Genomic DNA, 26448 nt, shown 5'->3' on the forward strand with positions numbered 1-26448 from the left:
AACCGCGCGCGGGCGACCGCCGCGCCCACGCCGACCGCGGGGGAGCGATCCCGTTCACCCCGCGCCGGTCGTCCCAGGCCATGATCACGGCGTCGTCGACGACGCGTCGAAGGCGCGCTGGAGCAGCCCGGCGTTGATGACCTGATCGCTGTTGGCGGTGTTGCTCATGACCACGGTCGCGTAGCCGTTGGGGAACGTCATCCACTGGTTCGACACGCCGCACGGGCCGCTCCCGTCGTTGCCGCCGCCGCCGCCGTGCTCGTCGTAGCGGCCGCGGGTAGCGACGACCCGGTTCATCCCGAGCTCGTAGCTGTTGCCGCCGCGCCGGGCCAGGATCGTCATCGTCGCCGGGGTCAGGATCCGACCGTGCCACAGCGCGTCCTGGAAGCGCGCGTACGCCCACGGCCGCCGCGGCGAACGCCGGGGATGGACACGCGGGATCGCGCGACTTACGTTGATCGCGGCGCCTCCGAGTCGGTTCGGACCGACGTCGGGGCCACGAGGACGACCATGACCATCGACCAAGGTGAGCTGCGCGCGCGGGGTGATCTTCGTGATCGCCCGCCGCTGGGCGCCGTGCTGGTCGCGACCGACTTCGAGCCCCACGCCGCGTCGGCGCTCGACCGGGCGCTCCACCTCCGGCAGGGCGGCGGCTCCACGCTCGAGCTGTGCCACGTCCTGGACGACCCGTCCGCCCCGGCGGTCGCCGCGCGCCGCGAGGAGGAGGCCGCGCGCCAGCTCGAGGACGTGCGCGCGCGCGCCGCCCAGCTGCTGGCGGCCCGGGGCGACGACCGTCGGCTGGTGGTCGCGCTGGCGCACGGCCGCGCGGTCGCGCAGATCGTCGATCGGGCGCACCACGGCCGGGCCGAGCTGATCGTGCTCGGCCGCCACGGCGCGCCCCGGCTCGGCGACGTGGTGCTCGGCTCGACGGCGGCGCGGGTCATCCGCACCGGCTCGGTGTCCGTCCTCGTGGTCGCCGCGCCGGCGATCGCCGCGTATCGCCGGCCGCTGGTCGCGATCGACGGATCGCCCAGCTCGCGGCTCGCGCTCGAGCTGGCGGCGCGCGTGTGCGATCCCAGCGTGGTCGAGATCGACGTCGTCCACGTGATCGCGCGGGCGGGGCCGGCGACCGGCGACGAGGGGTTGATCGACCCAGGCCAGGCGATCGGGATCGTCGACGAGCGCCACGCCCGGATCGAGTTCACGGAGCTCGTCGCGGGGCTCGAGGTCGCCGCGCGGTGGAACCTGATCATCCGGTCCGGAGACCCCGAGACCGAGATCCTCGACGAGGCCCGGCTGCGCAACAGCGATCTGCTCGCGCTCGGCACGGTCGGCCGCACCGGCCTGCGCCGCGCGCTGATCGGGAGCGTCGCCGAGCGCGTGCTCGCCGCGGCCACCCGCGACGTGCTGGTCGCGCGCCTGCCCGGCGACTGACCGGCGCGCTCAGCCCGCGCGCTGCACGAACACGAAGTCGGGCGGCGGCTCGAACCGGTAGCCGTCCTCGGTGACGCGGATGATCTCGGCGCCGTCCTCGCCGAGCAGGCGCCGGATGCGCATGATGTTCGTGAACAGCGCGGCGTCGTGGCGCAGCGGGTGGTACGCGACGTTCCAGACCGACTGGACGATGTCCTCCTTCGAGAACGTCTTGCCCGGCGCGGCCGCGAACAGGAACAGCAGCTTCTTGAGCAGGCTGCGGCGCCGCAGATCGGCCAGCTCGGTGCCGCGGCGCCAGATCGACTCGCGGACGCCGTCGACGGCGAGCGTCCGGGCCGGCAGGCGCAGCACCTCGGGATCGGCGTCGGCCAGCTCGCTGGCGGCGCCGGTCGCGTCGATGACCCGGAACGGCCGCGACGCGGTCAGGCCGAGATCGGTGAGCAGGCGCTGCGCGGCCTCGATCGCCTGCGGGGTCATGGCCGCGGCCGCGCCGCTGGCGGCGCCGGCGTCCTGGTCGGCGCCGGTCAGGCTGTCGAGCGAGACCGTCGCGGCCAGGCGCTCGACCGGCAGCCCGGCGCGCTGGGCCAGGTCGAGCGCGTCGCGCGCGTAGATCGCGGCGGCGGCCGGATCGTCGTCGTCGCGGGCCAGCGACGCCAGCGCCAGCAGCGCGTGGCAGCGCGGCCGCACCAGGCCGGCGGCGGCGGCCTCGCGCGCCGCGCGGCTGGCCTGGGCCCGGGCGCCGGACCGCTCGCCCTTGGCCAGCTCGAGCCGGCAGCCGATCACCAGCGCCTCGGCCAGATCGGCGGCGCGGCCGGCGCGCTCGGCGGCGGCCGCCACCCGGCGCGACGCGGCCAGCGCCCGGCCGATGTCGCCGGCGACGGTCGCGACCCGGGCCTCGCACAGATCGCGCGCGAACTCGTCGTCGGCCGGCGTCGCGTCGCGGGCGGCGTCGATCGCGCCGGCGCGCTGGCCGGCGGCGGCCCGGGCCTCGGCCGCGAGCTGCGCCGCGCGCACGCGCGCGCGCGCCGGCAGCGCCGTCGACACCGCCAGGCGATCGAGCACCGGCCGCGCGCGATCGAGCCGGACCTCGGCCAGGTCGACCGCCGCGAGCAGCAGCTCGGCGCGCTCGGACAGCGCGGTCAGGCGCGCCCGGGTCAGCGGCCCGCGCGCGGCGTGGGCCAGCTCGGCGGCGCGCGCGACGTCGCCGCGCCGCAGCTCGATGTCGGCGGTGTCGAGCTCGGCCATGAGCGCGCCCAGCTCGTCGCCGCGGGCCCGGCGCGCGCGCGTGATCGCGTTGCCGCGCGCGACCGCGCCCTCGCAGTCGCCGCGGAGCGCGTCGAGAGCGATCCGGCTGCCGGCGACCTCCTCGGCCACGGCGATGCTGTCGAGGCTGGCCGCGCGCGCGCGCGCGTCGTCGAGCGCGGCCCGGGCCTCGGCCAGGCGGCCCTCGTGCGCGAGCGAGATCGCGCGCCGGGCCTCGATCACCGTGGCGAGCTCCTCGCTGGCCGCGCCCGCCGCCAGCGCCCCGGCCGCGCGGGTCAACGCCGCGCGCACCGCGGTCGGCCGGGCGTCGTGATCCTCGACCGCCGCCAGCGCCACCAGCAAGGCCGCGCGGGCCTCGGCGGCGATCGGCTCGTGCAGCGCGTCCTCGACCCGGGCCCGGGCCGCGGCGCCGTCGCCGCGCATCAGCTCGAGCTCGATCAGCCGCGCCTGCGCCCGCGCGCGCTCGAGCTGCCCGTCGACCAGGGCCGGCGCCGCCGCGACCAACCCCTCGAGCACGCCGGCCGCGCCATCGACGTCGAGCGCCGCCAGCGCGAGCTCGGCCACCAGCACCGGGCGCACGCCGGTCGCGCCGGCCGCGATCCGCTCGTTGGCCTCGGCGACCCGGCCGGCCCGCGCGGCCAGCTCGACCTGGAGCGCCGCCAGGCCGGGCGCGGCGTGGGCGCCGATCGCCGCGATCACCGACTCGATCTCCCCGCCAGCGCCGCGGCGCGCGGCGGTCGCGGCCTCGCGCTCGACCACGGCCACCGCCGCGGCGATGTCGCCGGCGGCGAGCCAGTGCAGCGCGCACTCGCGCACGCGATCGACGTGATCGAGCGCGCCGACCGCGGCGCCGGCGCGGGCGCCCGGGGCCAGCAGCTCGGCCGCGGCCCGCTCGAGCGCCGTGCGGGCGTCGTCGTCGAGCGCCGCCAGCACCTGGCGCTCGTTGACCTCGTGCAGCCAGAACCGCCCGGCGCTGTCGCCGTCGACGAGCTGGCGCCCGACCAGCTCGGCCAGCGCGGCCTCGAGGTCGACGGTCGGGGTCAGCGCCGCGATCGCCGCGGGCTCGACCGGCGTGCGCAGCACCGCCAGCGCCTCGACCGCCGCGCGGGCGCCCGGCGACAGCGCGGCCGGGTGGCCGGCGTCGGCGCCGAACCGCGCCTGCGCGTACGCGCCGCGCAGGCCCAGCGGCAGGCTCCGGGTCTGCAGGATCGCCGGGCCGATCGCGCCGGCGGCGCCGCCCCGGGCCTCGAGCTCGGTCCACAGCGCCGCGGCGCTCGCGTCATCGAGCCCGCCCAGCTCGAGCTCGGTGTGATCGAGCTCGGGCGGCAGCCGCGGCATCTCGCGCGCCAGCACCAGCAGCCGGCCCAGCGCGCCCGGCGGCGGCGTCAGCTCGACGATCAGCCGGACCGCCTCGTCGCCGACCACGTTGTGGAGATCGTCGAGCACGACCAGCCGCACCTCGCTGGCGAGCAGCTCGGTCAGGCCGCCCGGCGCGCACCGCAGCCGCCGCTCGGCCCGGGCCCGCACCGCGCCGGCCCGCTCGCCCGGGAGGCACCGCACCACCGTCGCCTCGACGTCGAGCGCCGCCGCGAGGCGCTGGGCCAGCACGGTCTTGCCGGCGCCCAGCGGCCCGTGGACCACCGCGACCGGGGCGATCGTCAGCGATTCCCGCAGCGCCGCGAGCTCGTCGACACGGCCGACGAAGGGCGGCACCGCGGCGGCGATCCGGGCGGAGGGCTGGAGCGTGGCGCGGCGGCGGGACATCGACCGAGGGCCATCGCAAGGCGCGTGCCGCCTCGGGCGCGCGACCGGCCCGGCGCAATCCATCAGCTTGCGACACCGTGCGGCGCCGGCGCGGCCCGATCTGAGACGGGCGCGCCTCGACCGCGACCACGAGCGGGGAGTTTTGCCCCGGCGCCCGCGTCAGCGCCCGCCGCGCGCCCGCGTCAGCGCCCGCCGCGCGCCCGCGTCAGCGCCCGCCGCGGGCCAGCGCCACCAGGTCGGCGATCGTCGCCGCCAGCGCCGGGCCCGGCCCGCCGCCCTGGCGCAGGAACGCCTCGATCGCCGGCATGCGCGCGACGGCTTGATCGAGCGCCCGATCGCCGCCGGGCTTGTAGGCGCCCACCGCGAGCAGATCCCGGTGCTCGTCGTGGATCGCCAGCAGCCGCCGCACCGCGGCCGCGGCCGCGCGCTGATCGTCCGACGCCAGCGTCGTGAACATGCGCGACACGCTCGCGACCACGTCGATCGGCGGGAAGTGACCGCGCCCGGCCAGGCGGCGATCGAGCACGAGGTGCCCGTCGACGATGCCGCGCACCTCGTCGGCGATCGGCTCGTCGAGATCGTTGCCGGCGACGAGCACGGTGTAGACCGCGGTGATCGAGCCGACCGGCGCGGTGCCGGCCCGCTCGCACAGCCGCGGCAAGAGCGCGAACACGCTCGGCGGGTACCCGTGCCGGGCCGGCGGCTCGCCCACCGACAGCCCGACCTCGCGCTGGGCCCGCGCGACCCGGGTCAGCGAGTCGACCAGCAGCAGCACCCGCTGGCCCTGATCGCGGAAGTACTCGGCGACCGCGGTCGCGGTGAACGCCGCGCGCACACGCGGGCCAGGCTGGGCGCGTCGCTCTGCGCGCACACGACGACCGTGCGCGCGCGCGCCGGCCCGAGCCGCTCGAGCCAGTCGCCCAGCTCGCGGCCGCGCTCGCCGACGAGGCCCAGCACGATCACGTCGGCCGCGGCGGCGCCGGCGAGCTGCGCCAGCAGCGTCGACTTGCCGACCCCGGCCGCGGCGAACAGCCCGAGCCGCTGGCCGACGCCGAGCGTGCACAGCCCATCGATCGCCCGCACGCCGGTGACCAGCGGCGCGGTGATCGCGGGGCGGGTCACCGCCGCCGGCGCGGCGCGCTCGATCGGCCACGGCGGCGCGTCGATCGGGTCGCCGTCGAGCGGCCGGCCCAGCCCGTCGAGCACGCGCCCGAGCAGCGCGGGCCCGCACGGGAACGACAGCGGCGCGCCGGTCGCGATCACCGCGGCGCCGGGGCCGACGCCGTGCAGCTCGCCCAGCGGCATCAGCACGACCGCGTCGTCGGTGAAGCCGACGACCTCGGCCGGCAGCGGCGCCCGCGCGCCGGTCCAGCTGGCGCGCTCGATCATCACGACCTCGCCGACGGTGACGCCGGGGCAGCGCGCCCGCACGGTCAGGCCGATCAGCTCGGTGACCTGGCCGCCCGCCGCTGGCAGCCCGGCCAGCTCGCGGATGCGCGAGGCCTCGGTGCGCGCGGCCTCGACCTCGGCCCGCGCCCGGGCCAGCTCGCGGCCGGCGTCGGCGCGCGCCGCCGCCAGCTCGGCCCGGGTCCGCTCGGCCTCGGCGGTCGCCGCCGCCCGCACCGCGCGCGCCTCGACCTCGGCGTCGAAGACCTGACCGTCGAGGATCCGGACCGTCACGGGCCGACGCTACCACGGTCGATCGCGCGCCGGATCTCGACGGCGCCGACCGGGTCGGGCGGGTCGTCGGCGAACGGCCCGGTCAGCTCGCGCAGCGCCGGCGCGCCGAGCGCGTAGGGCAACCGCTGGGCCAGCTGACGGTCGAGATCGCCGCACCTCCGCACCGCCGGCGCGATCGCGCGCACGCCGGCGGTGAGCGCCGCCATCGGATCGGTCCAGTCGAGCCCGGCCGCGCGGGCCGCGGCGCTGCGGCGCGCGCCCAGGATCGCGGGTGCGCCAGCGCCGAGCGATCGGACCGCCGCCACCTCCCCCGCCAGCTCGCCGCCCCACGGCAGCCGCCGCGCCACCGCCGCGTGCTCCGCCGGCGCGCCGGTCGCGATCGCGTGCGCGAGCTGGCGCCGACCGATCGTCACCAGCACCCGCGCCAGCGCCCGCGCCGACAGCCGCGGCAGCTCGATCAGCCCGGTGGCGGGGCCCGGCTCGGGCATCGGCACCAGGCGGCCGAGCGCCCGCCGGGCCAGCCAGATCGCCAGCGGATCGGCGCGGTCGCCCAGGACGATCGCCCGGGCCGCGGCGTCGAGGTCGACGCACGCGAGGTCGAGCCAGGAGCGATCGCACTGACGCCAGCCGCGCGGGCGCGCGGCCGCGGCCCCGGGTCGATCGAGCGCCGCGCCGCGGGCGAGCAGCGCCCGCGCGGCGAGCGCGTCGTCGCCGCCGAGCCGGGCCAGCGCGCCCGCCGCGTCGAGCCGCCCGGCCGCGATCGCCAGCGCCTCCGCCACGTGGGCGGGGGCCGCGATCACGCCACGCCGGTCTCGGCTCGTCGACGCCGCCGGGTCGGCCGCAGCTTGTAGCGCAGGAGCCGCCCGCCAGGGCCGCGCGGCAGCGCGTCGATGAACTCGATCCAGCGCGGGTACTTGTACGGCGCCAGGGTCTGCTTGACGAACTCGCGCAGCTCGGTCTCGAGCTCGGGCGTGGCGGTGTGGCCGACGTTGACCACGACGAACGCCAGCGGCTTGATCAGGCCGTCCTCGTCACCGACGCCGACCACCGCCGCCTCCCACACCGCGTCGTGCGAGATCAGCGCGCGCTCGACCTCGGCCGGCGCGACCCACTTGCCGCCGACCTTGAACAGGTCGTCGGTGCGGCCACAGTGGTGGAACACGCCGCGGCCGTCGACCAGGAACCGATCGCGGGTGGTGAGCCAGCCGTCGACGTCGACCGCCGGCGTCGCCAGCCCGGTCCAGTAGCCGGCGCACATCGACGGCGCGCGCACCTGCAGCGTGCCGATCTCGTCGGGCCCGACCGTGCGGCCGTCGTCGTCGACGACCCGGGCCTCGATCCCGGCCAGCGGCCGCCCGCACGCGCCCGAGCGATCGTCGTCGGCGACGATCCCGGCCAGCGCGATCTGCAGCACCTCGGTGATGCCGTAGCCGACCTCGACCGCGACGCCGAGCGCGGCGCGGATGCGCGGCACCAGCTTGTCGGGCATGCCCTCGCCGCCGGCGATCGCGCGCCGGACCTGGGCCAGCGGCGGCGGCGCGGCGGCCGCGGCCACGTCGCGCGCCAGCTGGCCGTAGATCGACGGGGTGGCCAGGAAGTAGTCGGGCGCGAACGCCGCGATCGCCGCCAGCAGCGCGCGCGAGTGCGGCTGGGCCGGCAGCAGCAGCGAGCGCGCGCCGGCGAGCAGCGGGAACAGCAGCCCGGCGCCCAGCCCGAACGCGGTCGACATCCGCGCCACCGCGAACACCCGCTGGCCCGGCACGAGGCCGAGGTAGCTGACCGCGAACGATTCGTAGGCCGCGAGCGGGCTGGCGTGATCGTGGCGCACGCCGAACGCGTCGTCGGCGAACCCCGCCGAGTACAGGAGCAGCGCCTCGTCGGTGGTCGCGACCGCGACCGCGGCCGCGGGCTTGGCCGCCGCGCACAGGGCCCGGATGTCGCGCTCGCCGGCCGCGCGCGGGTGGAAGCACAGCACGTCGCGCAGCGCCGGCAGGTGGCCCCTGATCGCGTCGAGCGCGGGCTCGAGCTCACCGTCGACGATCGCCACCACCGCGCCGGCGTGGCCGAGCGACTCGCGCAGATCGTCGGGCCGCGCCAGCTCGGACAGCGGCACCGCGACCGCGCCGATCCGCAGCACGCCGAGGATCGTCGCGGCGGCCTCGAGCGTGTCGCGCATCAGCACCGCGACCCGCTCGCCCCGCCCGACCCCGAGCTTCACCAGCGCGCCGCCCATGCGCGCGACCTGATCGGTCAGCTCGCGGTAGGTCCAGGTGCGGTCGCCCTCGCACAGCGCGACCTCGTCGCCGCGGCCCTGCGCCAGGTTGGCGTCGAGGAGCCGGGCCGTGAGGTTGTGGTGGCGCTCGACCATGCGCGCATCCTACACCAGCGTCGGCGACCTCGCGCGCTACCAGCCGACGATCGCCCGCAGGTACCACCAGCGCTGGTGTCGTCGCTGGAACCGCGGCAGCTCGGCGTAGAGCGCGCGCGCCGAGCGGCGCTCAGCGGCGGCGCCGGCGCCGTCCCCCTGGCGGGCCCGGGCCCGCGCCAGCTTGACGTGGCCCTCGAGGCTCGAGCTGTTGGTCGCCTGGAACTGGCGCAGCGCGGCCTCGGCCTCGGGCCACCGCCCGGCCTCGGCCAGCGCGTCGGCCCGGGCCAGCCACGGCGCGCCGTACCGGAACCGAGGCGCGGCCTCGCCCACCGCCAGGAACTCGGCCGCGGCGTCGGCGGAGCGCCCGGCCAGCGCCAGGGCCTGGCCCTCGAGCATGCGCAGCTCGAGATCCTCGGGCTCGCGCGCGCGCGCGGCGGCGAGGTGCGGCAGCGCCCGCCGCGGCCGCCGCCGCTCGATCCACATCATCGCCAGCTCGCGCCGGGCCACCGCGTTGGCCGGGTTCTGCCGCACCTGGGCCTCGAGCCCGTGCGCGCGCCGCGCGTGGCGCAGGTACTGGTAGGGATCGGGCAACCACGGCCGGGCGGCGACGCCGACCACGACGACGATCAGCACCAGCGGGTACGCCGTGACGATCGCCAGCACGACCGGCACCACCAGCCAGAACAGGTAGTAGCTGCCGGCGATGCCGCCGAGGCCACCGCGACCGCCGCCGGTCTGGCGCAGGACGTAGCCGCCGACCACGATCAGCAGGATCAGCGTCAGGCTCGAGCGCACCATCATCGCGGTGGCGCGATCGCGCGCCGGCGCCGGCGTCGGCGGTGGCGGCTCGGCCTCGTCGATGGTCGCGAGCTCGTCATCGGCCGGCTGGGCCACGGCCGCCGGGGCGCCCGCCGCCGCGAGCACGATCCAGCACGTCACGATCAGCAACCACCGCATCGGGGCCGATGGTCCGCGACCGCCCGAGCGACCGCAAGCGCGGCGCGCGTCAGAGCAGCGGCGACACAGCAGCCGGGCGCTGGCCTGGCCCAGCCGATGGTCCGCGACCGCCCCGGCGACCGCAAGCGCGGCGCGCGTCAGAGCAGCGGCGACAGCAGCCGGGCGCTGGCCTGGCCCAGCCGGGTCCGGAACCGCTGGCGCGCCAGCTCGTCGGCGACGATCGCCCGGGCCGAGCGCAGATCCTCGACGAACGCGGCCGCGAGCTGCCCGACCAGGTGCTGGCCGTAGACCACCGCCGCCAGCTCGAAGTTGAGCCGGAAGCTGCGGTTGTCGAGGTTGGCGGTGGCGACGATCGCCAGGTCGTCGTCGATCACCATCGTCTTCGCGTGGATGAAGCGCGGCTCGTACTCGAAGATCTTCACGCCGGCCGCCAGGAGCTCGGCGAAGTAGCTGCGCGCCGCGAGATCGACGACGCGGCTGTCGCCCTTCTTGGGCACGAGCACGCGCACGTCGACCCGCCCGAGCGCGGCCACCGCCAGCGCGGTCATGATCGCGTCGTCGGGGATGAAGTACGGCGTCGTGATCCACAGCCGGCTGCGGGCCGAGGTGATCGCCGCGAAGTAGGTCTTGTGGACCGCGTAGCCGGGCTCGTCGGGGCCCGACGCCACCACCTGGACCGCGTCGCCGTGCTCGTCGTCGGGCACCGACACCTCGGGGAAGTACGCCACGGCCTGGGACGGCAGCGTGCCCGACGCGTAGTACCAGTCCTGCAGGAACGCGCGCTGCAGCGACGCCACCGCCGGGCCGTCGAACCGGAGGTGGGTGTCGCGCCAGTAGTTCGGCCCGAACTCGGCGGCGTGGGCGTCGGCGACGTTCATGCCGCCGGTGAAGCCGACGACGCCGTCGCACACGACGATCTTGCGGTGGCTGCGGAAGTCGGCGCGGCGGCGGCGCCACAGCTTGAACGTGATCGGGTTGAACCACGCGAACTGCACGCCGGCCTGGTACAGCGGCCGGCGCCACCCGCGCCGGAGCCCGGCCGAGCCGGTGGCGTCGACCAGCATCCGCACCTCGACCCCGGCCTTGGCCTTGGCGATCAGCAGGTCGCGCAGCCGGGTGCCGATGACGTCGGGCTCCCAGATATAGTACTCGAGGTGGACGTGGTGGGTGGCGGCCTCGATCGCGGCGCAGATCGCGCGGTAGGTGCTGTCGCCGTCGAAGTACGGCGTGATGTGGACGGCCGGCAGCGGCGGCGCCTCGCCGAGGCCCAGCGGCACCAGCGACAGCCGCGCGTGCTCGGGCGCCGACGTCCGGGCCTCGGCCAGCCCCGCCATCGCCGCCCGCACCACCTGCCGGCTGACCCGGCGCGCCAGCTTCTTGCGGGTCAGGCGCTGCGGGCCGATCACCCAGTAGATGACGAAGCCGACCACCGGCAGGAACGCCAGCGCGAACAGCCACGCCAGGGTCGAGGTGGCGCTGCGGCGCTGCAGCACCACGACGATCCCGGCGACGATGATCCACACCAGCTCCAGCAGCGTGAGGATCAGGGTCCACGACACGGCGCGATCGTACCTGGTTCGCGCCCGCGCCGCGCGCCACGGGGCCGTGGTAAGCAGCCGCGTGCGCATCGTCGCTGGCACCCTGGGCGGACGGGTCCTGCGCGCGCCGCACGGCGCCCGCACCCGCCCCACGTCCGAGAAGGTCCGCGAGGCCCTGTTCAACCTGCTCGGCCCGGCCGGCCCGGACGATCACATGCTCGATCTCTACGCCGGCTCGGGCGCGGTCGGCCTCGAGGCGCTGTCGCGCGGCGCCGCCTCGGCCACCTTCGTCGAGCGCGACCGGGCCGCGCTGACGGCGCTGCGCGGCAACCTGGCGGCGCTCGCCGTCGGCGATCGCGCCACCGTGGTCGCCGTCGACGTGGCCCGATTCCTGGCCGCGCCCGGCCCCGGCCCGACCTGGCGCTGGGTGTTCCTCGATCCGCCCTACGCCGCCGGCGTGTTCGAGGCCACGCTCGCGGCCCTGCCCCGAGCCCGGCTCACCGCCGACGCGGTGATCGCCGTCGAGCACGCCCACCGCGCTCCACCTCCCGACCGCGTCGGCTTTCTGATACGAACGGACCTGCGCCGCTACGGCGACACCGCCCTGTCGCGCTACCGCCCGGAGGCCCCATGACCGCACCCACGCCGGCCGACCCCGCCAAGCACCTCGTCGCGGTCTACCCGGGCAGCTTCGATCCGATCACCAACGGCCACCTCGACATCCTGCGCCGGGCGCTGGCGATGTTCGATCGGATCGTCGTGACGATCGCGGTCAACCCGCGCAAGCAGCCGCTGTTCTCGGTCGACGAGCGCATCGGCTTCATCCGCGACGCGCTGCCCGAGTACGGGCACCGGCTCGGCTTCGAGTCGTTCGGCGGCCTGCTCGTCGACTTCTGCCGGGCCCAGGGCGCCACGGTGATCGTCCGCGGGCTCCGGGCCCTGGCCGACTTCGAGTACGAGTTCCAGTTCTCGCACATGAACCGGCGCCTGGCCCCGGGCATCGACTCGGTGTTCTTCATGACCGACGAGAAGAACCACTACGTCAGCTCGTCGCTGGTCAAGGAGGTCGCCAGCCTCGGCGGCGACGTCACCGGCCTCGTGCCCCCGGCCGTCGCCCAGGCCCTCGCCACCGTCTACGCGCACAAGGCGTGATCGCGCCCCCACAGCCCTCGGAGACCGCCGTGACCGCTCCCAACTACAAGACCGCCTCGCGCCTCGACGCCATCAAGCCGTCGATCACCCTCGCCGTGACCGCCAAGGCCGCGCGCCTCCGGGCCCAGGGCGTCGACGTGATCAGCTTCGGCGCCGGCGAGCCCGACTTCGACACCCCCGAGCACATCAAGCAGGCGGCGCTCGCCGCGCTCGGGAAGAACGCGGTCGCCCGCTACACCGAGGTCGGCGGCCTGCCGGTCCTGCGCGAGGCGGTCGCCGCCGAGTTCAGCCGGGTCCACGCCACGTCGATCGCCGCCGATCAGGTGCTGGTGTCGTGCGGCGCCAAGCACTCGCTGTACAACCTGTTCATCGCGCTGCTCGATCCCGGCGACGAGGTGATCATCCCGGCGCCGTACTGGGTCAGCTACCCCGACATGGTCATGATGGCCGGCGGCACGCCGGTGATCCTGCCGACCAGCCCCGACGACGACTTCACGGTCCGGCCCGACGCCCTGCGCGCGCGGATCACCCCGCGCACCCGCGCGATCGTGCTCAACAACCCGTCGAACCCGACCGGCGCGGTCTACACGCCCGCCCAGATCGCGGCCCTGGCCGAGGTGATCGTCGAGCAGAACCTGCTGGTCATCTCCGACGACATCTACCGCTCGCTCTGCTACGGCGACGCGGTCTACCAGTCGATGGCGGCGCTCGGGCCCGAGCTCGCCGCCCGCACGATCCTGATCGACGGCGTGTCCAAGACCTACGCCATGACCGGCTGGCGCATCGGCTACACCGCCGCGCCGCCGGCGATCATCAAGGCGATGGCCAAGGTCCAGGGCCAGTCGACCTCGAACCCGACCCACCTGGCGCAGATCGCGGCGCTCGCGGCGCTGACCGGGCCCCAGGCCTGCGTCGAGACCATGCGCACCGCGTTCGACGAGCGCCGCCAGGTGATGGTCGAGCTCCTGCGCGCGATCCCGGGCGTGGCCTGCCGCGAACCCAAGGGCGCGTTCTACGCGTTCCCGGATTTCGGCGCGTTCATCGGCACCCACTTCGCCGACGGCAAGCCGGTCACCGACGACGTCACCCCTGTGCGACTGGCTGGTCGAGCACGCCCGGGTCGCGGTCGTGCCGGGCTCGGGCTTCGGCGCCGCCGGCCACGTCCGCCTGTCGTACGCGTGCAGCATGGACAACATCAAGAACGGCATCGGCCGCCTGCGCGAGGCGCTGCTGGCGCTGCGCTGAGCTCCCAGGAGGCCTGTCGCCAGGCCTCCCCTCGTCGGGGGCAAGCCCCGACGAGCCTCCCCTCCCAGACGCGAGACGGCGGGACCTGTGCTCGACCGAAGATCTCACAAGCCTGTGTTTCCAGGAGGCCTTCGCGGCCTCCTCGTCGGGGCAGCCCCGACGAGCCTCCCCTCCGAGACGCGAGACTCCCGGCGCGTGGACCTGTGCTCGACCGAAAATCTCACCAGCTCTGAGTTTCAGCGGGCCTGTCGCCAGGCTCGCGTTCTCCTCAACGCTCTGCCCAATCGACCATGCCCGACCTCATCACCAGCTCCGACCTGTGGTCGCTGATCGTCGCCGGCGGGCTCGGCGTCGCGCTCGGCGCGCGCCACGCGTTCGAGCCCGATCACCTGGCGGCGGTGTCGACCCTGGTGAGCGAGCGCCCGCGCCCGCGGCAGGCGGCGCTGCTCGGCGCGCTGTGGGGCCTGGGCCACACCGCGGCGCTGGCGCTGATCGGCGTCGTGCTGGTGGTGGCCCGCGCGCAGCTCGCGCCGGCGTTCGAGCGCGGCCTCGAGCTGGTGGTCGCGGCGATGCTGATCGTCCTGGGCACCCGCGGCATCGCCCTGGCCTTGCGCGACGGCCGCCGCGGCGCGGTCCGGGCCCACGCCCACGGCGGCCACACCCACGTCCACGCCGGCCCGCCGGTCCACGTCCACGTGCTGACGCGATCGCTGGCGCTGCGCCCGCTGCTGATCGGCCTGGTCCACGGCGCCGCCGGCTCGGGCGCGCTGGCGGCGCTCGCGCTGGCCGAGATGCCGTCGCCGGCGACCGCGGCCTTGTACGTGCTCTTGTTCGGCCTCGGCTCGATGGTCGGCATGGCCGCGATCAGCGCCGCCGCCGCCGCGTCGATGGCGCGCCTGCCGCTCGGCGCGACCGCCTGGCGCCGGGTCCGCGTCGGCACCGGCGCGCTGGCCGTGGCGATCGGCCTGGCCTGGGGCGCGCTGGCGCTGGCCTGAGCGGCTCGTCCGCGGCGCGGGCCGGGAGCTACGCTGCGCCGGTGACGTTCCCGATCTGGAGGCGCGCCGGTGACTGGTACCAGCTCACGGTCGTCGAGGATCAGGTCCAGGTCAGCTGCGCCTACTCGGTGCGGCGCCGCGCGGCCGCGGCGTTCGCGCTCGACGACGGTCGGCCGGTGCCGATCGCGCGCGCGGCCGGGACCAGGCTCCGGATCGACCACCAGCTGCCGCGTGCGGTCATCGCGCTCGACGACCGCGACGAGGTGAGGTGGACGGCGCGCCTGCCCGACGGGCTCAGCGCCGCCCGTGCCGCGATCCTCGGCGCCGACGCCGCGATCGTTTCGACCGCGCCGACCACCAGCGTGTTCCTGCGCGCCCTCGACGGAGCGTCGGCCGCCGTCCGCGCCACCCCGCTGCGCGACCTCCCGGTGGACGATCTCGACCGCACGAAGGTCTTGCCACCCTACGTGATCACCGCTCCCGGCGACCGTAGCCGCCTGCTGGTGCTCGACCCGCGCACCGGCCGCACGCACGAGACCGCGCTCCCGCGCCGCTGCGCGCCGGCCTACGCGGTGGCTGGTGATCAGGTCTACGTCGTCACGTGGAGCTGGCGGGGCCTCGACGCGGTGATGGCGCTCGATCCCGTCAGCGACGAAATGCGGTGGTGTCAGACCGGCCGGTTCCAGCCGTTCATCGCTGCCGGCGACGGGTTCGTCGCCACCCTGAGCCGCGGCCACAGCCTGGTCATCCTTGACGCGGTCACCGGCGTCGAGCGCTGGCGCTACGGCCTGCCCGCGGCCCGCACCGAACTGGTCGCCGCGGGCCCGGTGGTGCTGGTGACCGGGTGCGACGAGCTGCTGGCCTTCGACGTACGCACGCCGCCGACCACCGAGCGCGCGATCATCCGCGGGCGGTTGACCAAGGTCGTCGACGGCACCATCGCGGGCCGCGCGATCTCGGTCGGCGACGTCGAGGTCCAGGCCGACGACCGCGGCCGCTACACGGCGCGCGTGACCGCCGCCGGTGACGTCGCGATCCACGGCGTCGACGCCGGGCCGTTCGACGCGGTGACCGTGACGCTCGATGGCCGCGGCGACCACGTCGCGCCCGATCTCACGATCGAACCTTCCCGCGTGCGCTACCGGCCCCACGGCCCCTCCGAGATCGTCCGGTACCAGCCGCAGGTCGCGCTGGCCGACCTGCACCGTCACCTCGACGGCTCGCTGCGGTACTGGACCTTGCACGACCTCGCGGCGGCGCGCGGCATCACCGTGCCCCAGACGGTCCGCTTCCGGCCGGGCATGGGGCTCACCGAGGCGCTGGCGTGCTTCCAGCTGACGCTGTCGGTGCTGCAAGCGCTCGACGCGATCCGCGCGGTCGCCCGCGAGGCCTGCGAGGACGCGGCCGGGGACGGGGTGACGACGCTCGAACTCCGGTTCGCGCCGCAGCTGCACGGACATCCGATCGAGGCCGTCGTCGACGCGGCCCTCGACGGGATCGCCGGGCGCGCGGGCCTGATCCTGTGCGCGTTGTACGGCGACGATCCGGACCAGGTCGAGCGGCTGGTCGAGGTCGGCGCGGCGCGCCCGGGCGTGGTCGGAGTCGATCTCGCCGGCTCACCGACGCCCGGCCAGCGCTGGGACCTGGCCAGCTACGCGCCGGCCTTTCGACGTGCGCGCGACCACGACCTCGGGCGCACCGTCCACGCCGGCGAGGGCCGTCCGCCTGCCGAGATCCGCGCGGCGATCGAGCTGCTCCACGCGCAGCGCATCGGCCACGGCACGACACTGCTCGACGATCCGGCGGTGCTCGACCTCGTGCTCGGGCGCGAGATCACGATCGAGGCGTGCCTGACCTCGAACCTGCACACTGGCGCGATCGCGCGCATCGAGGACCACCCGCTGGCGCGCTGGCTCGCGCTCGGCGTGCGCGCCTGCGTCAACACCGACAACACGCTGTTCTCCGACTGCACCGCGCACAGCGAGCTGGCGCGCGCGCGCGGGCTGCCAGGCATGACCGACGCGCTCCTCGCCGCCGCGATCGCGCACGGCCACGCCGGCGCGTTCGCCCTGCGCGGACATCGCCCCGCGCGCTGACCGGGTCGACGCGACCGACCGCGCACGGGCCTCGACGGGGCGCGGCCGCGATCGCGGGGGGCCGCTCAGAACGCGGTCGCGACGCCGAGGCCGCCGCCGAAGTCGCCGGCGCCGTCGCGCGAGCCGTACGACAGCGCGCCGCGCAGGCTGACGCCGCGCTCGAGCTGGTAGGTGACGTCGTACTTGAGGTACAGGCCCGACGACGAGATCAGCACGCCCGGGAGCTCGGTGCGCACGATCGACGCGCCCATCAGCATCGGTGGGGCGGTGTCCCACTGCAGGCGGACCGAGACCGACGGGCCCAGATCGTCGAGCAGCTCGCCCGAGACCGCCAGGTTGGCGCGCCAGGGCTTGCCGAACGTGACGGTGCCGCCCACGCCGCGCATGAACCCGGCGTGCGACACCCCGAGGATCATCCGCGCGTCGGCGTAGACCGACCGGTGCAGGCGCAGCCGCACCTCGGCGGCGCCGTAGCGCGCGGCGTGGCTGACCGAGTCCATGCTGGGATCCTCGCGCGGGGTCTTGCCCTGGATCGCGCCGAAGCCGAAGCCGATCGAGTACAGCGCGCGCGAGATCCGGTGGGTCCAGACCAGCTCGCTGCGCAGGAACTTGTCGTCGTTGCCGTAACGGTTGCCGAAGTCGTGGGCGTCGACGTCGAAGCGCACGGTGTCGGTCCGGCCCTCGGTGCGCACGTGATCGATCGCCGCGAGCCGATCGCTCTCGTCGGGCTCGACCCGCACCAGGTGCGGCGCCTGCTCGCTCGCGAAGTGGATCCGCTCGCCGGCCGGCCCGCGCCCGACCAGGTAGTACTCGGTGCCGGGCGCGCTGACCGCCGACGCCGGGATCGTCGCGTACCAGCCGCCGGTCGACGAGTGGCGGAACGCGACCTCGTCCCAGCGGGTCGCGCCCGGGCCGCGATAGCGCGCGACCAAGAGCGGCTCGGCCCACGCGGCGTCGATCACCGCGGTCAGCTCGACGCGGTGGTCGGCCGGGGCCGTCGCGACCGGGACGTGGAGCACGGTGGCGCGGGCCTCGCCCGACGGGATCGTCGGTGGCGGCGTCGGCGCGCTCGGCTGCGCGCGCGCGACCGCCGGGATCAGCACGACCAGGATGGCAGGTAGAATACGCATGGTCGTCCTCACCAGTCGAAGTTGAGCCCGAGGCCGCCCGAGACGCCGACGTGGTCGATGTCGCGCGCCTGGTACGAGATCCGCACGGACGGGTACACCCAGGCGACGCCGCGCCAGCCGACGTCGGCCAGCAGGCGCACGCCGAAGTCCTCGGGCACCGGCAGATCGGTGACCTGCACCGCCAGCTTGATCGGCACCTTCGGCGTCGGCGCCCACCGGTACAGCGCCTCGAACAGCGTGCCGACGCCGTCGGTGAAGCCGGCGCCGAGCTCGAGGTTGGTGCCGTCCTCGTCGCCGATGCGGGCGCGCAGGCGCAGGCCGTAGCCCTTGCCGAAATCGCAGTCGTTGAGATCGGTGGTGTCGCTGCAGCGGCGGGGCCCGCCGTCGGGCCGGCGGTCGGTGGTGATCAGGCCGGCCTGGGGCCGGACCATCACCGCGAACTGCTTGTACGGCCGGAACTCGAGCTCGGTGTAGACGTAGCTGAAGGTCACCGCGCGGCACCGGAACGTGCCGGCGCTGTCGAGGCACTGCTCGGTGGTATCCGCGTCGATGACGTCCTTGGGTCCGCCGGTGCCCGACATCGTCCCGAAGCCGACCCGGGCGGTGTGGACCAGCGCGCGGAACTCGTACGCGAAGTCGAGCTCGGCCTGCGCGTACTGATCGAAGCCGGCCTCGAGCCCGCCGTCGAAGTCGACGTAGTCGAGCGACGTGTGGATCCGGGTGCGGCCGCGCTCGGGCGCCGCCTCGGCCAGGTCGCGCTCGACCTCGATCGTGCGCGGCGCGTCGGCGCGCCCGAGGATCGGCACGTCGCCGGCGGCGACGTACCAGGCCAGCGTGCCGGTGCGCGCGGCCTCGGCCGGGATGGTCGCGCGCAGGTAGGCGTCGCCGTCGGCGCCGAGGGCGACGCGCTCGTACGAGCCGGCGCCGGGCGCGCGCACGTACAGCCAGACGGTGTCGGCGATCGGCCGCACCACCGTGAACGCCACGCCGATCGGCCGGCCTGGGCTGACGCGCTCGGGCACCGCCGGGTACAGCGCGCCGGCCGGGGCGCCGACCAGCTCGGCCAGCGCGTCGGCCAGCGCCGGCCGACGCTTGACGTCGGCGTCGGGCGCGTTGGCGGCCGCGACCGCGCGATCGAGCGCGTCGGCCTGGCGCTCGAGGCTGACGATCTCGGTCCGGATCGCGGCGGCGTACGGGGTCGTCGGGTGCGCGCCCAGGAACGCCTGCCACAGCGCCGCCCGCTCGCGCGGCGCCAGCCCGAGGGTCTCGCGCCAGCGCGTCGACGCCGCGGTCGCGGCCGCGAGCGCGACCTCGGCCGACGCCCGCGGATCGGCCCCGACCGCGCCGCCACCGCCACCGCCACCGCCACCGCCGCCGCCGCCACCCTCATCCGCGCCGGCGGCCTTCGAGGCCAGCACCTGCTCCGCCCACGGGTCGGCGAACCCGCGCTCGGTGCCGCTGACCCGGATGCGATCACCAGCGCTGACCCGGCCGCGCAGGCCAGGCTCGATCGTCGCCTGGCACACGTGCTCGCCGGCCCGGGTCACGGTCAGGCTGCCGAGCGCGAACGCGTCGCGCAGCGTGCGGCGCGTGACCGGATCGGTGACGACGACCTCGCGCACCAGCTCGAGCTCGGTGCCGGCGCCGACGCCGTCGCGCGCGCCGAGATCGACGAAGACGCTGTCGCCCTCGACGCCGAGCACGACCGGCTCGGCGACCGCGACCGCGGGCGCGGCGGCCGCGGCCAGCGCCAGGCACACGAGGATGGGGATGGTTCGCATGGGAGCCTCGCGACGAGCGATGGGAGTGGTGAAGATGCGGGGCATGGCGCGCTCGCAGGCTAGAAGAAGTCGTAGCTGGCCGACACGCCGGCCGAGGGCCCGCCGATGATCTGATCGCGGGCCGAGTAGCCCACCCGCGCGCCGAGGCGCAGGCCGGTGGGCAGCGGGTAGAACACGTCGTAGAGCAGGCGGATGCCGGTGGCGCGCTCGCTCGACGGCAGGTCGGTGATCTCGACGGTCATCGCCATCGGCACCCGCGGCACCGTGGCCCAGCCGAGCCGGAACGACCCGACCGTGCCGACGTCGGCCATGTACTCGACGGCCGCCGCCAGGTGGTTGCCATCGGCGACGCCGGCCCGGAGCTCGCCGCGCGCGCCGAGCGCGAAGCCGCCCTGGGTGGCCGTGAACATGCCGCGGCCGTCGAAGCGGATGCCCTCGGCCAGGCCGAGGCCCAGCTCGAACCAGCCGCCGACCTTGAAGCCGGCGTCGACCCGACACGGCAGCGGCGCCTGAGGCGCGGTCGAGCAGTCGTCGGGCAGGCTGCGCTCGCCGTTGGGCACGACGCCCTCGAGCCGGGTGTAGCCGATCCGGATCTCCTCGAGCGGGTAGGTCAGCAGGCGGTACGCGAAGTCGAGATCGACCCGGTAGTACCGGTCGGGCACGGTGACGCCCGCGGCGTTCCGCCGCTGGCCGAAGTCGACCCACTCGAACGCGGCGTGACCGCGCGAGCGGCGCCCGCCGGCCCGGGCCAGATCGCGCGCGCGGCGCGCGTCGCGGGCGCTGACCCGCACGATCACCGGGTGGGGCGCGTCCGCGGTCGCGAACTCGGCCACCGGCGCCGGCGCCTCGCCCTCGGCGACGACCGACGGCGTCGACGCCAGGTAGTACTCGAGCCCGGGCGGCGTCACCGCCTCGAGCGGGATCGCCGCGACCCAGCGGCCGCCGGCGGCCTGGGTGAAGCCGACCTCGGCCCACGGCGCGGCGCCGAGCGCGCGGTAGAACACCGTCACGTTGCGAACGCTCGCGTCGGTGATCTCGGCGACCAGCTCGAGCGGCGCGCCGGCCTCGGCCTCGGCCGGCGGCAGGTGGCGCACGCCATCGGCGGCGGCCAGGCCTGGGGCCAGCAGCGCGCACGCGACGAACACGCGGAGGAGCGAGGAGATCATGGCGGACTCCAGAGGACGACCGGGGGCGGAGGCGGAGGAGGGCATGGCGGTCACCAGTCGAACACCAGGCCGGCGCCACCACCGACGCCGGCGTGCGTGGCGGTGCGGCCCTGCCAGGACACGCGCACCGTCGGGCGCACCCACGGCCGCACCTGGTAGCCGACGTCGGTGGCCAGGCGCACGCCGAGGTCACCGTTGCCGGGCTGATCGGTGACCGCCACCGAGATCCCGACCGGCAGGAGCTCGCGCGGCCAGGTCTCGAGCCGCAGGTCCGACGCGAACCCGACCTGCTGCAGCCCCGAGGCGCCGATCGACAGGTTGGTGGCGTCGGGATCGCCGAGCCGGATGCGCCCAGCCGCACCCACGCCGAAGCCCTCGCGCCCGACGCCGGCGATGAAGCGCCCGGCGACGCCGACCGTGACGCCGCGATCGGTCGGCAGCCGCAGCTCGGTCTCGACGTAGCCGTACTGGAACCCGATCACCGGCGCCGGGTTGGCGGCGGTCCAGGACCGGTCCGAGAAGCCGCCGCGCCCGCCGTAGGCGCCGAACCCCAGGCGCACGCCGCCGACGAGGCCGTCGAGGCGGTACAGCACGTCGATCTCGGTCTGCGCGAAGCGGTCGCTGCGATCGAGCGTGGCGCCGGTGCCGTCGGTGCGGTCGTCGAACGTCGCGAAGTCGAGGTAGCTGCCGATGATCGTCAGCTGGGTCCGCCGGCGCGTCGCCGTGAACCGATCGATCGGCGGCGGGGCCGGGACCGCGATCGTCGCCGGCGAGGCGTCGCTGGCGTAGGCGGCGGCGGCGTTGCCGTCGGCGCCGACCGCCTCGACGAAGTACTCGACGCCCGGCGCGACCACGAGCGCCGCCGGCAGCGTGCCGCGCAGGTAGATGTCGTGCTCGCGGGTCAGCTCGACCCGCTCGAACGTGGGCTGGCCGACCGTGCGGACGTGCAGCGACGCCGCCACGACCTCGCGCGGCTCGGCCAGCACGAACGCCAGCGCCACCGGCGCGCCGCCCGCGGCCTCGGTCGGCATCGCGTGTTCGACGTGGAGGTTGACCACGCGCGGGCGCCCGGGCAGATCCGGCGTCATCGCCTGCTGGGTCGCGCGCAGCACCTCGAGATCCGCCCGGACCGCCTCGGCGAACGGCGAGTCGCCGTGCGCGGCCAGCCAGCCCGACCACGCGGCGATGCGCGCCTCGATCGGCTGGGCGGTGGTGCTCCGCCACACCTGGAGCACCTGCGCGGTCTCGGGATCGACGGTCGGCAGCGGCCGGTCGTCGAGCGTCGGCGTCGGCGTCGGCGGCCGCGGCGTCACCGCCTCGGCGCGCTCGACGTAGATCTCGGCGATGTCGCCGACCTTGACCACCTGCAAGAGGTCGGGTGGCAGCGCGATGCGCGTCAGCTGCGCGCCGACGTCGGTCACCGTGCCGTCGCCGAGCGGGAGCCAGTCGTTGACCGGCTTGCGCGTCACCGGGTGCCGCAGCGCGATCGGCCGCTTGAGCCGGATCCGCGCGCCGCTGGTGAGCCCGGCGCCCTCGCCGAGGTTGATGTAGATCTCGCGACGATCGGTCTTCACCACCTGGCCGGCGACGATCACGTCGGCCACGGCCGGCGCGACGGTCAAGGCCAGGGCCAGCGTCACGATCCAGGTGCGCGCGACGATCATGGGGTCACCTCGCGCCAGAACGCGCTCCAGCGATCGCCGGCGTCGCCGGCGTCGGCGTCGTCATCGGCGTCATCGGCGTCATCGGCGTCATCGGCGTCGTCGCCGACGTCCGCGACCGGCGGCCTCGGCGCCACGACCGGCGGCCTCGGCGCCACGACCGGCGGCCGCGGCGCCACGACCGGCGGCCTCGGCGCCACGACCGGCGGCCTCGGCGCCACGACCGGCGGCGCCACCGCGCCCGCCAGGTCCTCATCGAGCTCGGCCCGGGCGATGACCCGATCGCGCTCGAGATCCTCGGCGCGCCGGTCCATGACCAGGCCCGCCCACTCGGTCTCGGCCTCGCGACACCGGTCGGCCGACCGACTGCCCGAGATCGCCGAGCCGATCAGCCCGACCGTGGCGAGCCCGACGATCGCGGCGCCGCCGCCCTCGTCCGCGGCGACCAGCGCCAGCGACGTGATCCCGAGGACCGCCGCGCCGAGGCCGTCGGCGACGACCCCGCCCTTGCCGGTGTTGCAGTCGGGCCGATGATCGACCATGACGGGTCCTGGGCCGGGCCCCTTGGCCGCGGCGATCGCGCAGCCGGAGCCTCCGACCGCGATCCCTACGATGAGCGCGACAGTTCTCATGACGTCCCTCGAGCCCGGCGCGCGGGCCGCCCTGCTCCATCAGCAAGGCCCGGACCAGCCACCACGGCGGCGCAACTCTACGACACTCTTGTCGTCCACCCCGCACGCGGTGGCGCCGTTTGGTGGTGGTTCGACACCTCAGCGGGGAATCGTCGACAACGCCCTGGCAAAGAACGGCGAGTTGACGGCGAGCGCTGCGACGTAGCCGCGCACGTCGGCGAGGGCCTGGGGCCCCAGCCGGGCCAGCGGGACGACGTGGGCGGGTGGCACGAACCGGAAGGTGAAGTTCACCCTCCTGGTGCGAAAGCCGTCGATGCGCGGGGGCAGATCGAGCCCGCGCTTGTGGTCGACGCGCTGGACCCGGTGCAGGAGCTCGTCCTTCCAGCGCCGCCCGCCGAACGCCTGCAGCGACCCGTCGTCGAGCCACTGGGCCCGGACCGGGCGCCGGTCGGCGACCTGGCCGCGGGCGACGAACTGGAACAGCGCGCGCTCGCCCAGCGACAGCGACACGACCGGGCCCGGCTCGAAGTCGCGGTGCTCGCCGACCCGGGCCGCGTCGACCCAGCGATCGCCGTCGCGGCGATCCCCGTAGAAGTTCACCAGGCAGGTGTTCAGGTGCCAGCCGCGCGGCACCTCGGCCGGCGCCAGCCGCGCCCGGACCCGCGCCTCAGCGTCGGCGACGATCGCGGTCAGGCACGCCGGGAACGGCTCGGCGGCGACGCAGCGATCGCGCACGCCCCGGGGCGGCTCGTAGTAGCCGAGGCACGCGAACTGCCAGTTGCCCAGCCAGTACACCGGCCGCAGGAGCGGTCGCTGCGCGCGCCCCGGCGGCGGCGGTCGCACCGTCGAGTAGCGCTGCTCCCACAGCGGCGTCAGCGTCGCCAGCCACGCCTCGATCGCCGCGCGCGCCGGCGCGGTGAGGTAGTCCGGCACGTACAGCAGGCCGCGCTCGCTCGGATCGCTGGCGCGCGGCCAGCGCGGCCGGGCCTGCGCCGGCGGCGGCGTCACTTGATCGCGAACCAGTACAGCGCGAAGCCTCCGCCGCCGAGCACGATCAGCGTCAGGAGCAGGCGATCCCAGCGGAGGCGGCCAGCGGGCGGCGTCGGGCTCATGCCTCGTTGGTATCACGATCCGGGGACGGCGACGGCGGGTCCGACACCATCTGCCGGAGCTGCCACGCCTGGATCGCCAGCCGATCCCGCGCGGCGCGGCCGTTGGCCGAAGGCCCGTGGGCGGCGTACGCGGCGACGAACATCACGACGACGGCGTGCACCACCAGGATCACCGTCATCGGCACCTCCTGCATCGCGAAGCTGGCCGAGCGCACGATCAGGTGACCCTCGTGAAACGAGATCGACCGGGCGGTGACGCCGGTCAGCTCGAGCAGCCACGGCCCCACCACCGCGGTCGAGGCCACGGTCGCCAGGAGCGCCGGGCGATCGGCCAGCGGCAGGCCGGCGAACGACACCAGCGCCGCCGCCGCCACCGTCGGCACGACCAGGAACGGGCCGAACGCCCGGGCGAGCAGCGCGACCAGGAGCATGTTGATCGCGAACGACGCGTACAGGCGGCGGCGCGAGATCGCGACCGAGCCGTGGCCGACCCGGTAGGCGTTGACCGCGGCCGCGCCAGCGATCGTGACGAACACCACCGCCGCCATCGGCTGGTGGATGCCCTGGTACAGCGCCACCGGGATCATCGAGCACAGCGCCAGGAAGTTCCACATCGACCGCCGCGCGGCGCGCCGCACGACCACGAGATCCGCCGCGTGCAGCTCGGCGACGACCTCGGGCGGCGTCACCGCCGGCGGCTCGAGCATCAGCCGCGACACCAGGGCCGCGGCCTCGGCCGACGCCGGATCGAGCGCGAGGGCCTGGCCGGCGCCGCGCATCGCCAGGGCCCGGGCGTCCGACGCCTCGGGCCGCGCCAGCGCCGCGCGCGCGGCCGCGAGGTGATCGCGCGCCAGCTCCCGGCGGCGCTCGAGATCGCGATCGCCGTCGAGGTACCCCTGGATCTCGTCAGCGAGGGCCCGGGCCGAGCCGAACCGATCGTCCGGCGCCGGCGCCAGCGCGCGCGCGCAGATCGCGTCGAGCTCGGGCGGCACCTCGGCGCCGCGGCGGCTCGGCGCCGGGTCGACGTCGCTGGCGTCGAGCCGTCCGCGCGCGAACGGCTGGCCGGCGAGGACCTCGAACAAGGTCGCGCCGAGCGCGTAGACGTCGGTGCGCGGGCTCACGGGCTCGCCCCGCGCTTGCTTGGGCGCCATGAAGCCGGGCGTGCCCAGGACCGCGCCGGCGTGCGTCCCGGTCGGCCCGGCGCCAGTGCCGTCGAGCGAGACGATCTCGGCGCCGCCGCGCTCGTCGCCGTCATCGCGCGCCACGCGCGCCACGCCCCAGTCGAGGACGTAGACCTCGCCGAAGTCGCCGAGCATGATGTTGGCCGGCTTGAGATCGCGGTGGACCACGCCGCGGGTGTGCGCGAACTCGATCGCCAGGCACACCTCGACCAGCGCCGCGAGCAGCCGGCGCCGGCTCCACGCGGCGTGCGGGCCGTCGCCGCGCGCGGGCCCGGCCGCGAGCACCGCCTCGAGGCTGGTGCCGGCCAGGCGCTTCATCACGAAGTACGGCCGCCCGTCGTCGTCGACGCCGAGGTCGTAGACCGGGACGATCGCGGGGTGATCGAGCCGGCCCTGGATCTGGGCCTCGCGCAGGAACCGCGCCGCCAGCTCGGGCGACGGCACCGTGCGCGTGCGCTTGATCGCCACGTCGCGACCGATCCGCCGATCCGAGGCCGACAGCACCTCGCCCATGCCGCCGGCGCCGATGCTGCCGCCGAGCTGGTAGCGCTCACCGTCGGCCACCGCCGCCGCCGGCGCCGCGCCGCCACCACCGTCGGCGGCGAGGGTCGCCTCGAGGGCCGGCGACGGCGGCCCGCCGGGCGCGGTGGCCTCGGTCGCGGCGTACGCCGGTTCGTCGCGCTCCCCCATCGCGCGATGGTAGCGCGTCCGGCCCGGGTTCAGGCCGCGCGGGTCTGGTAGCAGAGCTGGACCAGGCCGCTGGCGTAGGCCTGGCTGCGCGCCAGCTGCAGCGGCCGGGGCGCGCCGCGCGCGAACAGCGGCCGGCCGCCGCCGAGCACGACCGGCACCACCGTGACCGTCAGCTCGTCGAGGACGTCGGCGGCGAGGGCCTGGCGCACCAGCTCGCCGCCGTCGAGGTAGACGTCACCGCCGGCGGCGACCGCGCGGGCCTGCTCGACCAGCGCGCCGATCGCGCCCGCGACCGCGCGCACCGTCGCGGGCACCGCCGGCAGCGGCCGGTGGGTCGCGACCAGCACCGGCCGGGCGCCGTAGGGCCATGGGTCCGGGAACCCGAGGACCACGTCGAGCGTGCGGCGGCCGATCAGCAGGGCGCCGACGGTCGCCATGAACGCGCCGTAGCCGTGATCCTCGGCCGGGTCCGGCGTCGGCAACCACGATAGATCGTCGTCCTCGCCGGCGATGAACCCGTCGAGCGACATCGCCAGGAACGCGCGGACGCGGGTCGCCATCCGCGCATCGTACTCCCGGTCAGCGCGCGTCGCGCCGCGGCCG

The 26448-nt window shown here is 76.0% G+C and carries 19 protein-coding genes and 2 pseudogenes; 6 read left to right on the forward strand and 15 right to left on the reverse strand.

All coding sequences use genetic code 11. The features are described from left to right. Positions 1–84: 84 nt before the first annotated feature. Positions 85–342, reverse strand: a complete 258-nt coding sequence (locus IPL61_05920) for a hypothetical protein (protein MBK9030867.1) — start codon at positions 340–342, stop codon at positions 85–87. Between the two features lie 168 nt (positions 343–510). Between IPL61_05920 and IPL61_05925 the strand changes: the two genes are divergently transcribed. Beyond that, positions 511–1434, forward strand: a complete 924-nt coding sequence (locus IPL61_05925) for a universal stress protein (protein ID MBK9030868.1) — start codon at positions 511–513, stop codon at positions 1432–1434. A gap of 9 nt (positions 1435–1443) precedes the next feature. Here the strand turns inward: IPL61_05925 and IPL61_05930 are convergent, their stop codons facing one another. From IPL61_05930 to cls, 6 genes and pseudogenes are all read right to left on the reverse strand, one after another. Next, positions 1444–4461, reverse strand: coding sequence for a winged helix-turn-helix domain-containing protein (locus IPL61_05930; protein ID MBK9030869.1), 3018 nt, complete (start codon positions 4459–4461; stop codon positions 1444–1446). Positions 4462–4666: 205 nt separating this feature from the next. Further along, positions 4667–5850: pseudogene (locus tag IPL61_05935) on the reverse strand (FliI/YscN family ATPase). A 287-nt stretch (positions 5851–6137) separates the two neighbouring features. Continuing rightward, a complete protein-coding gene (locus IPL61_05940) occupies positions 6138–6941 on the reverse strand; it encodes a hypothetical protein (GenBank protein ID MBK9030870.1) in 804 nt (267 codons plus the stop codon). Continuing rightward, complete coding sequence (locus IPL61_05945) at positions 6938–8509, reverse strand: benzoate-CoA ligase family protein (protein MBK9030871.1); 1572 nt, start codon at positions 8507–8509, stop codon at positions 6938–6940. Before IPL61_05945 ends, IPL61_05940 begins: the two co-directional genes overlap by 4 nt. A gap of 36 nt (positions 8510–8545) precedes the next feature. Then, positions 8546–9466: a hypothetical protein gene (locus tag IPL61_05950; protein ID MBK9030872.1), complete on the reverse strand. Its 921-nt coding sequence runs from the start codon at positions 9464–9466 to the stop codon at positions 8546–8548. A gap of 137 nt (positions 9467–9603) precedes the next feature. Beyond that, the gene (gene cls / locus IPL61_05955; GenBank protein ID MBK9030873.1) at positions 9604–11025 is read right to left on the reverse strand and encodes a cardiolipin synthase; all 1422 of its coding nucleotides are present in this window, start codon (positions 11023–11025) and stop codon (positions 9604–9606) included. Positions 11026–11086: 61 nt separating this feature from the next. Between cls and rsmD the strand changes: the two genes are divergently transcribed. The 5 genes and pseudogenes from rsmD (at position 11087) to IPL61_05980 (ending at position 16492) form a co-directional block, all read left to right on the forward strand. Then, on the forward strand, positions 11087–11638 hold the full coding sequence (gene rsmD, locus IPL61_05960; protein ID MBK9030874.1) for a 16S rRNA (guanine(966)-N(2))-methyltransferase RsmD: 552 nt from the start codon (positions 11087–11089) through the stop codon (positions 11636–11638). Then, positions 11635–12156, forward strand: coding sequence for a pantetheine-phosphate adenylyltransferase (gene coaD / locus IPL61_05965; GenBank protein ID MBK9030875.1), 522 nt, complete (start codon positions 11635–11637; stop codon positions 12154–12156). Before rsmD ends, coaD begins: the two co-directional genes overlap by 4 nt. Positions 12157–12185: 29 nt before the next feature. Continuing rightward, a pseudogene (locus IPL61_05970) lies at positions 12186–13401 on the forward strand (pyridoxal phosphate-dependent aminotransferase). A 290-nt stretch (positions 13402–13691) separates the two neighbouring features. Continuing rightward, on the forward strand, positions 13692–14396 hold the full coding sequence (locus tag IPL61_05975; GenBank protein MBK9030876.1) for an urease accessory protein: 705 nt from the start codon (positions 13692–13694) through the stop codon (positions 14394–14396). Positions 14397–14437: 41 nt separating this feature from the next. After that, positions 14438–16492 carry a PQQ-binding-like beta-propeller repeat protein gene (locus tag IPL61_05980; GenBank protein MBK9030877.1) on the forward strand — a complete coding sequence of 685 codons (2055 nt, stop codon included), beginning with the start codon at positions 14438–14440 and terminating at the stop codon, positions 16490–16492. Between the two features lie 65 nt (positions 16493–16557). On the opposite strand, the gene IPL61_05985 is transcribed toward IPL61_05980, so the two are convergent. The 8 genes from IPL61_05985 to IPL61_06020 all read right to left on the reverse strand — a co-directional run bounded on the left by IPL61_05985 (position 16558) and on the right by IPL61_06020 (position 26405). Further along, on the reverse strand, positions 16558–17622 hold the full coding sequence (locus tag IPL61_05985; GenBank protein MBK9030878.1) for a hypothetical protein: 1065 nt from the start codon (positions 17620–17622) through the stop codon (positions 16558–16560). A gap of 8 nt (positions 17623–17630) precedes the next feature. After that, entirely contained in the window at positions 17631–19403 is a 1773-nt protein-coding gene (locus tag IPL61_05990) for a hypothetical protein (protein ID MBK9030879.1), read from the reverse strand. Between the two features lie 59 nt (positions 19404–19462). Beyond that, the gene (locus IPL61_05995; GenBank protein ID MBK9030880.1) at positions 19463–20569 is read right to left on the reverse strand and encodes a hypothetical protein; all 1107 of its coding nucleotides are present in this window, start codon (positions 20567–20569) and stop codon (positions 19463–19465) included. 50 nt (positions 20570–20619) lie between these two features. Next, complete coding sequence (locus IPL61_06000) at positions 20620–22233, reverse strand: hypothetical protein (GenBank protein ID MBK9030881.1); 1614 nt, start codon at positions 22231–22233, stop codon at positions 20620–20622. Continuing rightward, positions 22230–22772, reverse strand: coding sequence for a hypothetical protein (locus IPL61_06005; GenBank protein MBK9030882.1), 543 nt, complete (start codon positions 22770–22772; stop codon positions 22230–22232). Before IPL61_06005 ends, IPL61_06000 begins: the two co-directional genes overlap by 4 nt. 228 nt (positions 22773–23000) lie before the next feature. Beyond that, positions 23001–23870 (reverse strand): alpha-ketoglutarate-dependent dioxygenase AlkB, encoded by an 870-nt coding sequence (locus tag IPL61_06010; GenBank protein MBK9030883.1) that lies wholly within the window; start codon positions 23868–23870, stop codon positions 23001–23003. A gap of 100 nt (positions 23871–23970) precedes the next feature. Then, on the reverse strand, positions 23971–25845 hold the full coding sequence (locus IPL61_06015) for a serine/threonine protein kinase (GenBank protein MBK9030884.1): 1875 nt from the start codon (positions 25843–25845) through the stop codon (positions 23971–23973). 29 nt (positions 25846–25874) lie between these two features. After that, a complete protein-coding gene (locus IPL61_06020; protein ID MBK9030885.1) occupies positions 25875–26405 on the reverse strand; it encodes a dihydrofolate reductase family protein in 531 nt (176 codons plus the stop codon). Positions 26406–26448 lie beyond the last annotated feature (43 nt).

The organism is Myxococcales bacterium (assembly GCA_016717005.1).
Classification (GTDB): Bacteria; Myxococcota_A; Polyangia; order Haliangiales; family Haliangiaceae; genus UBA2376.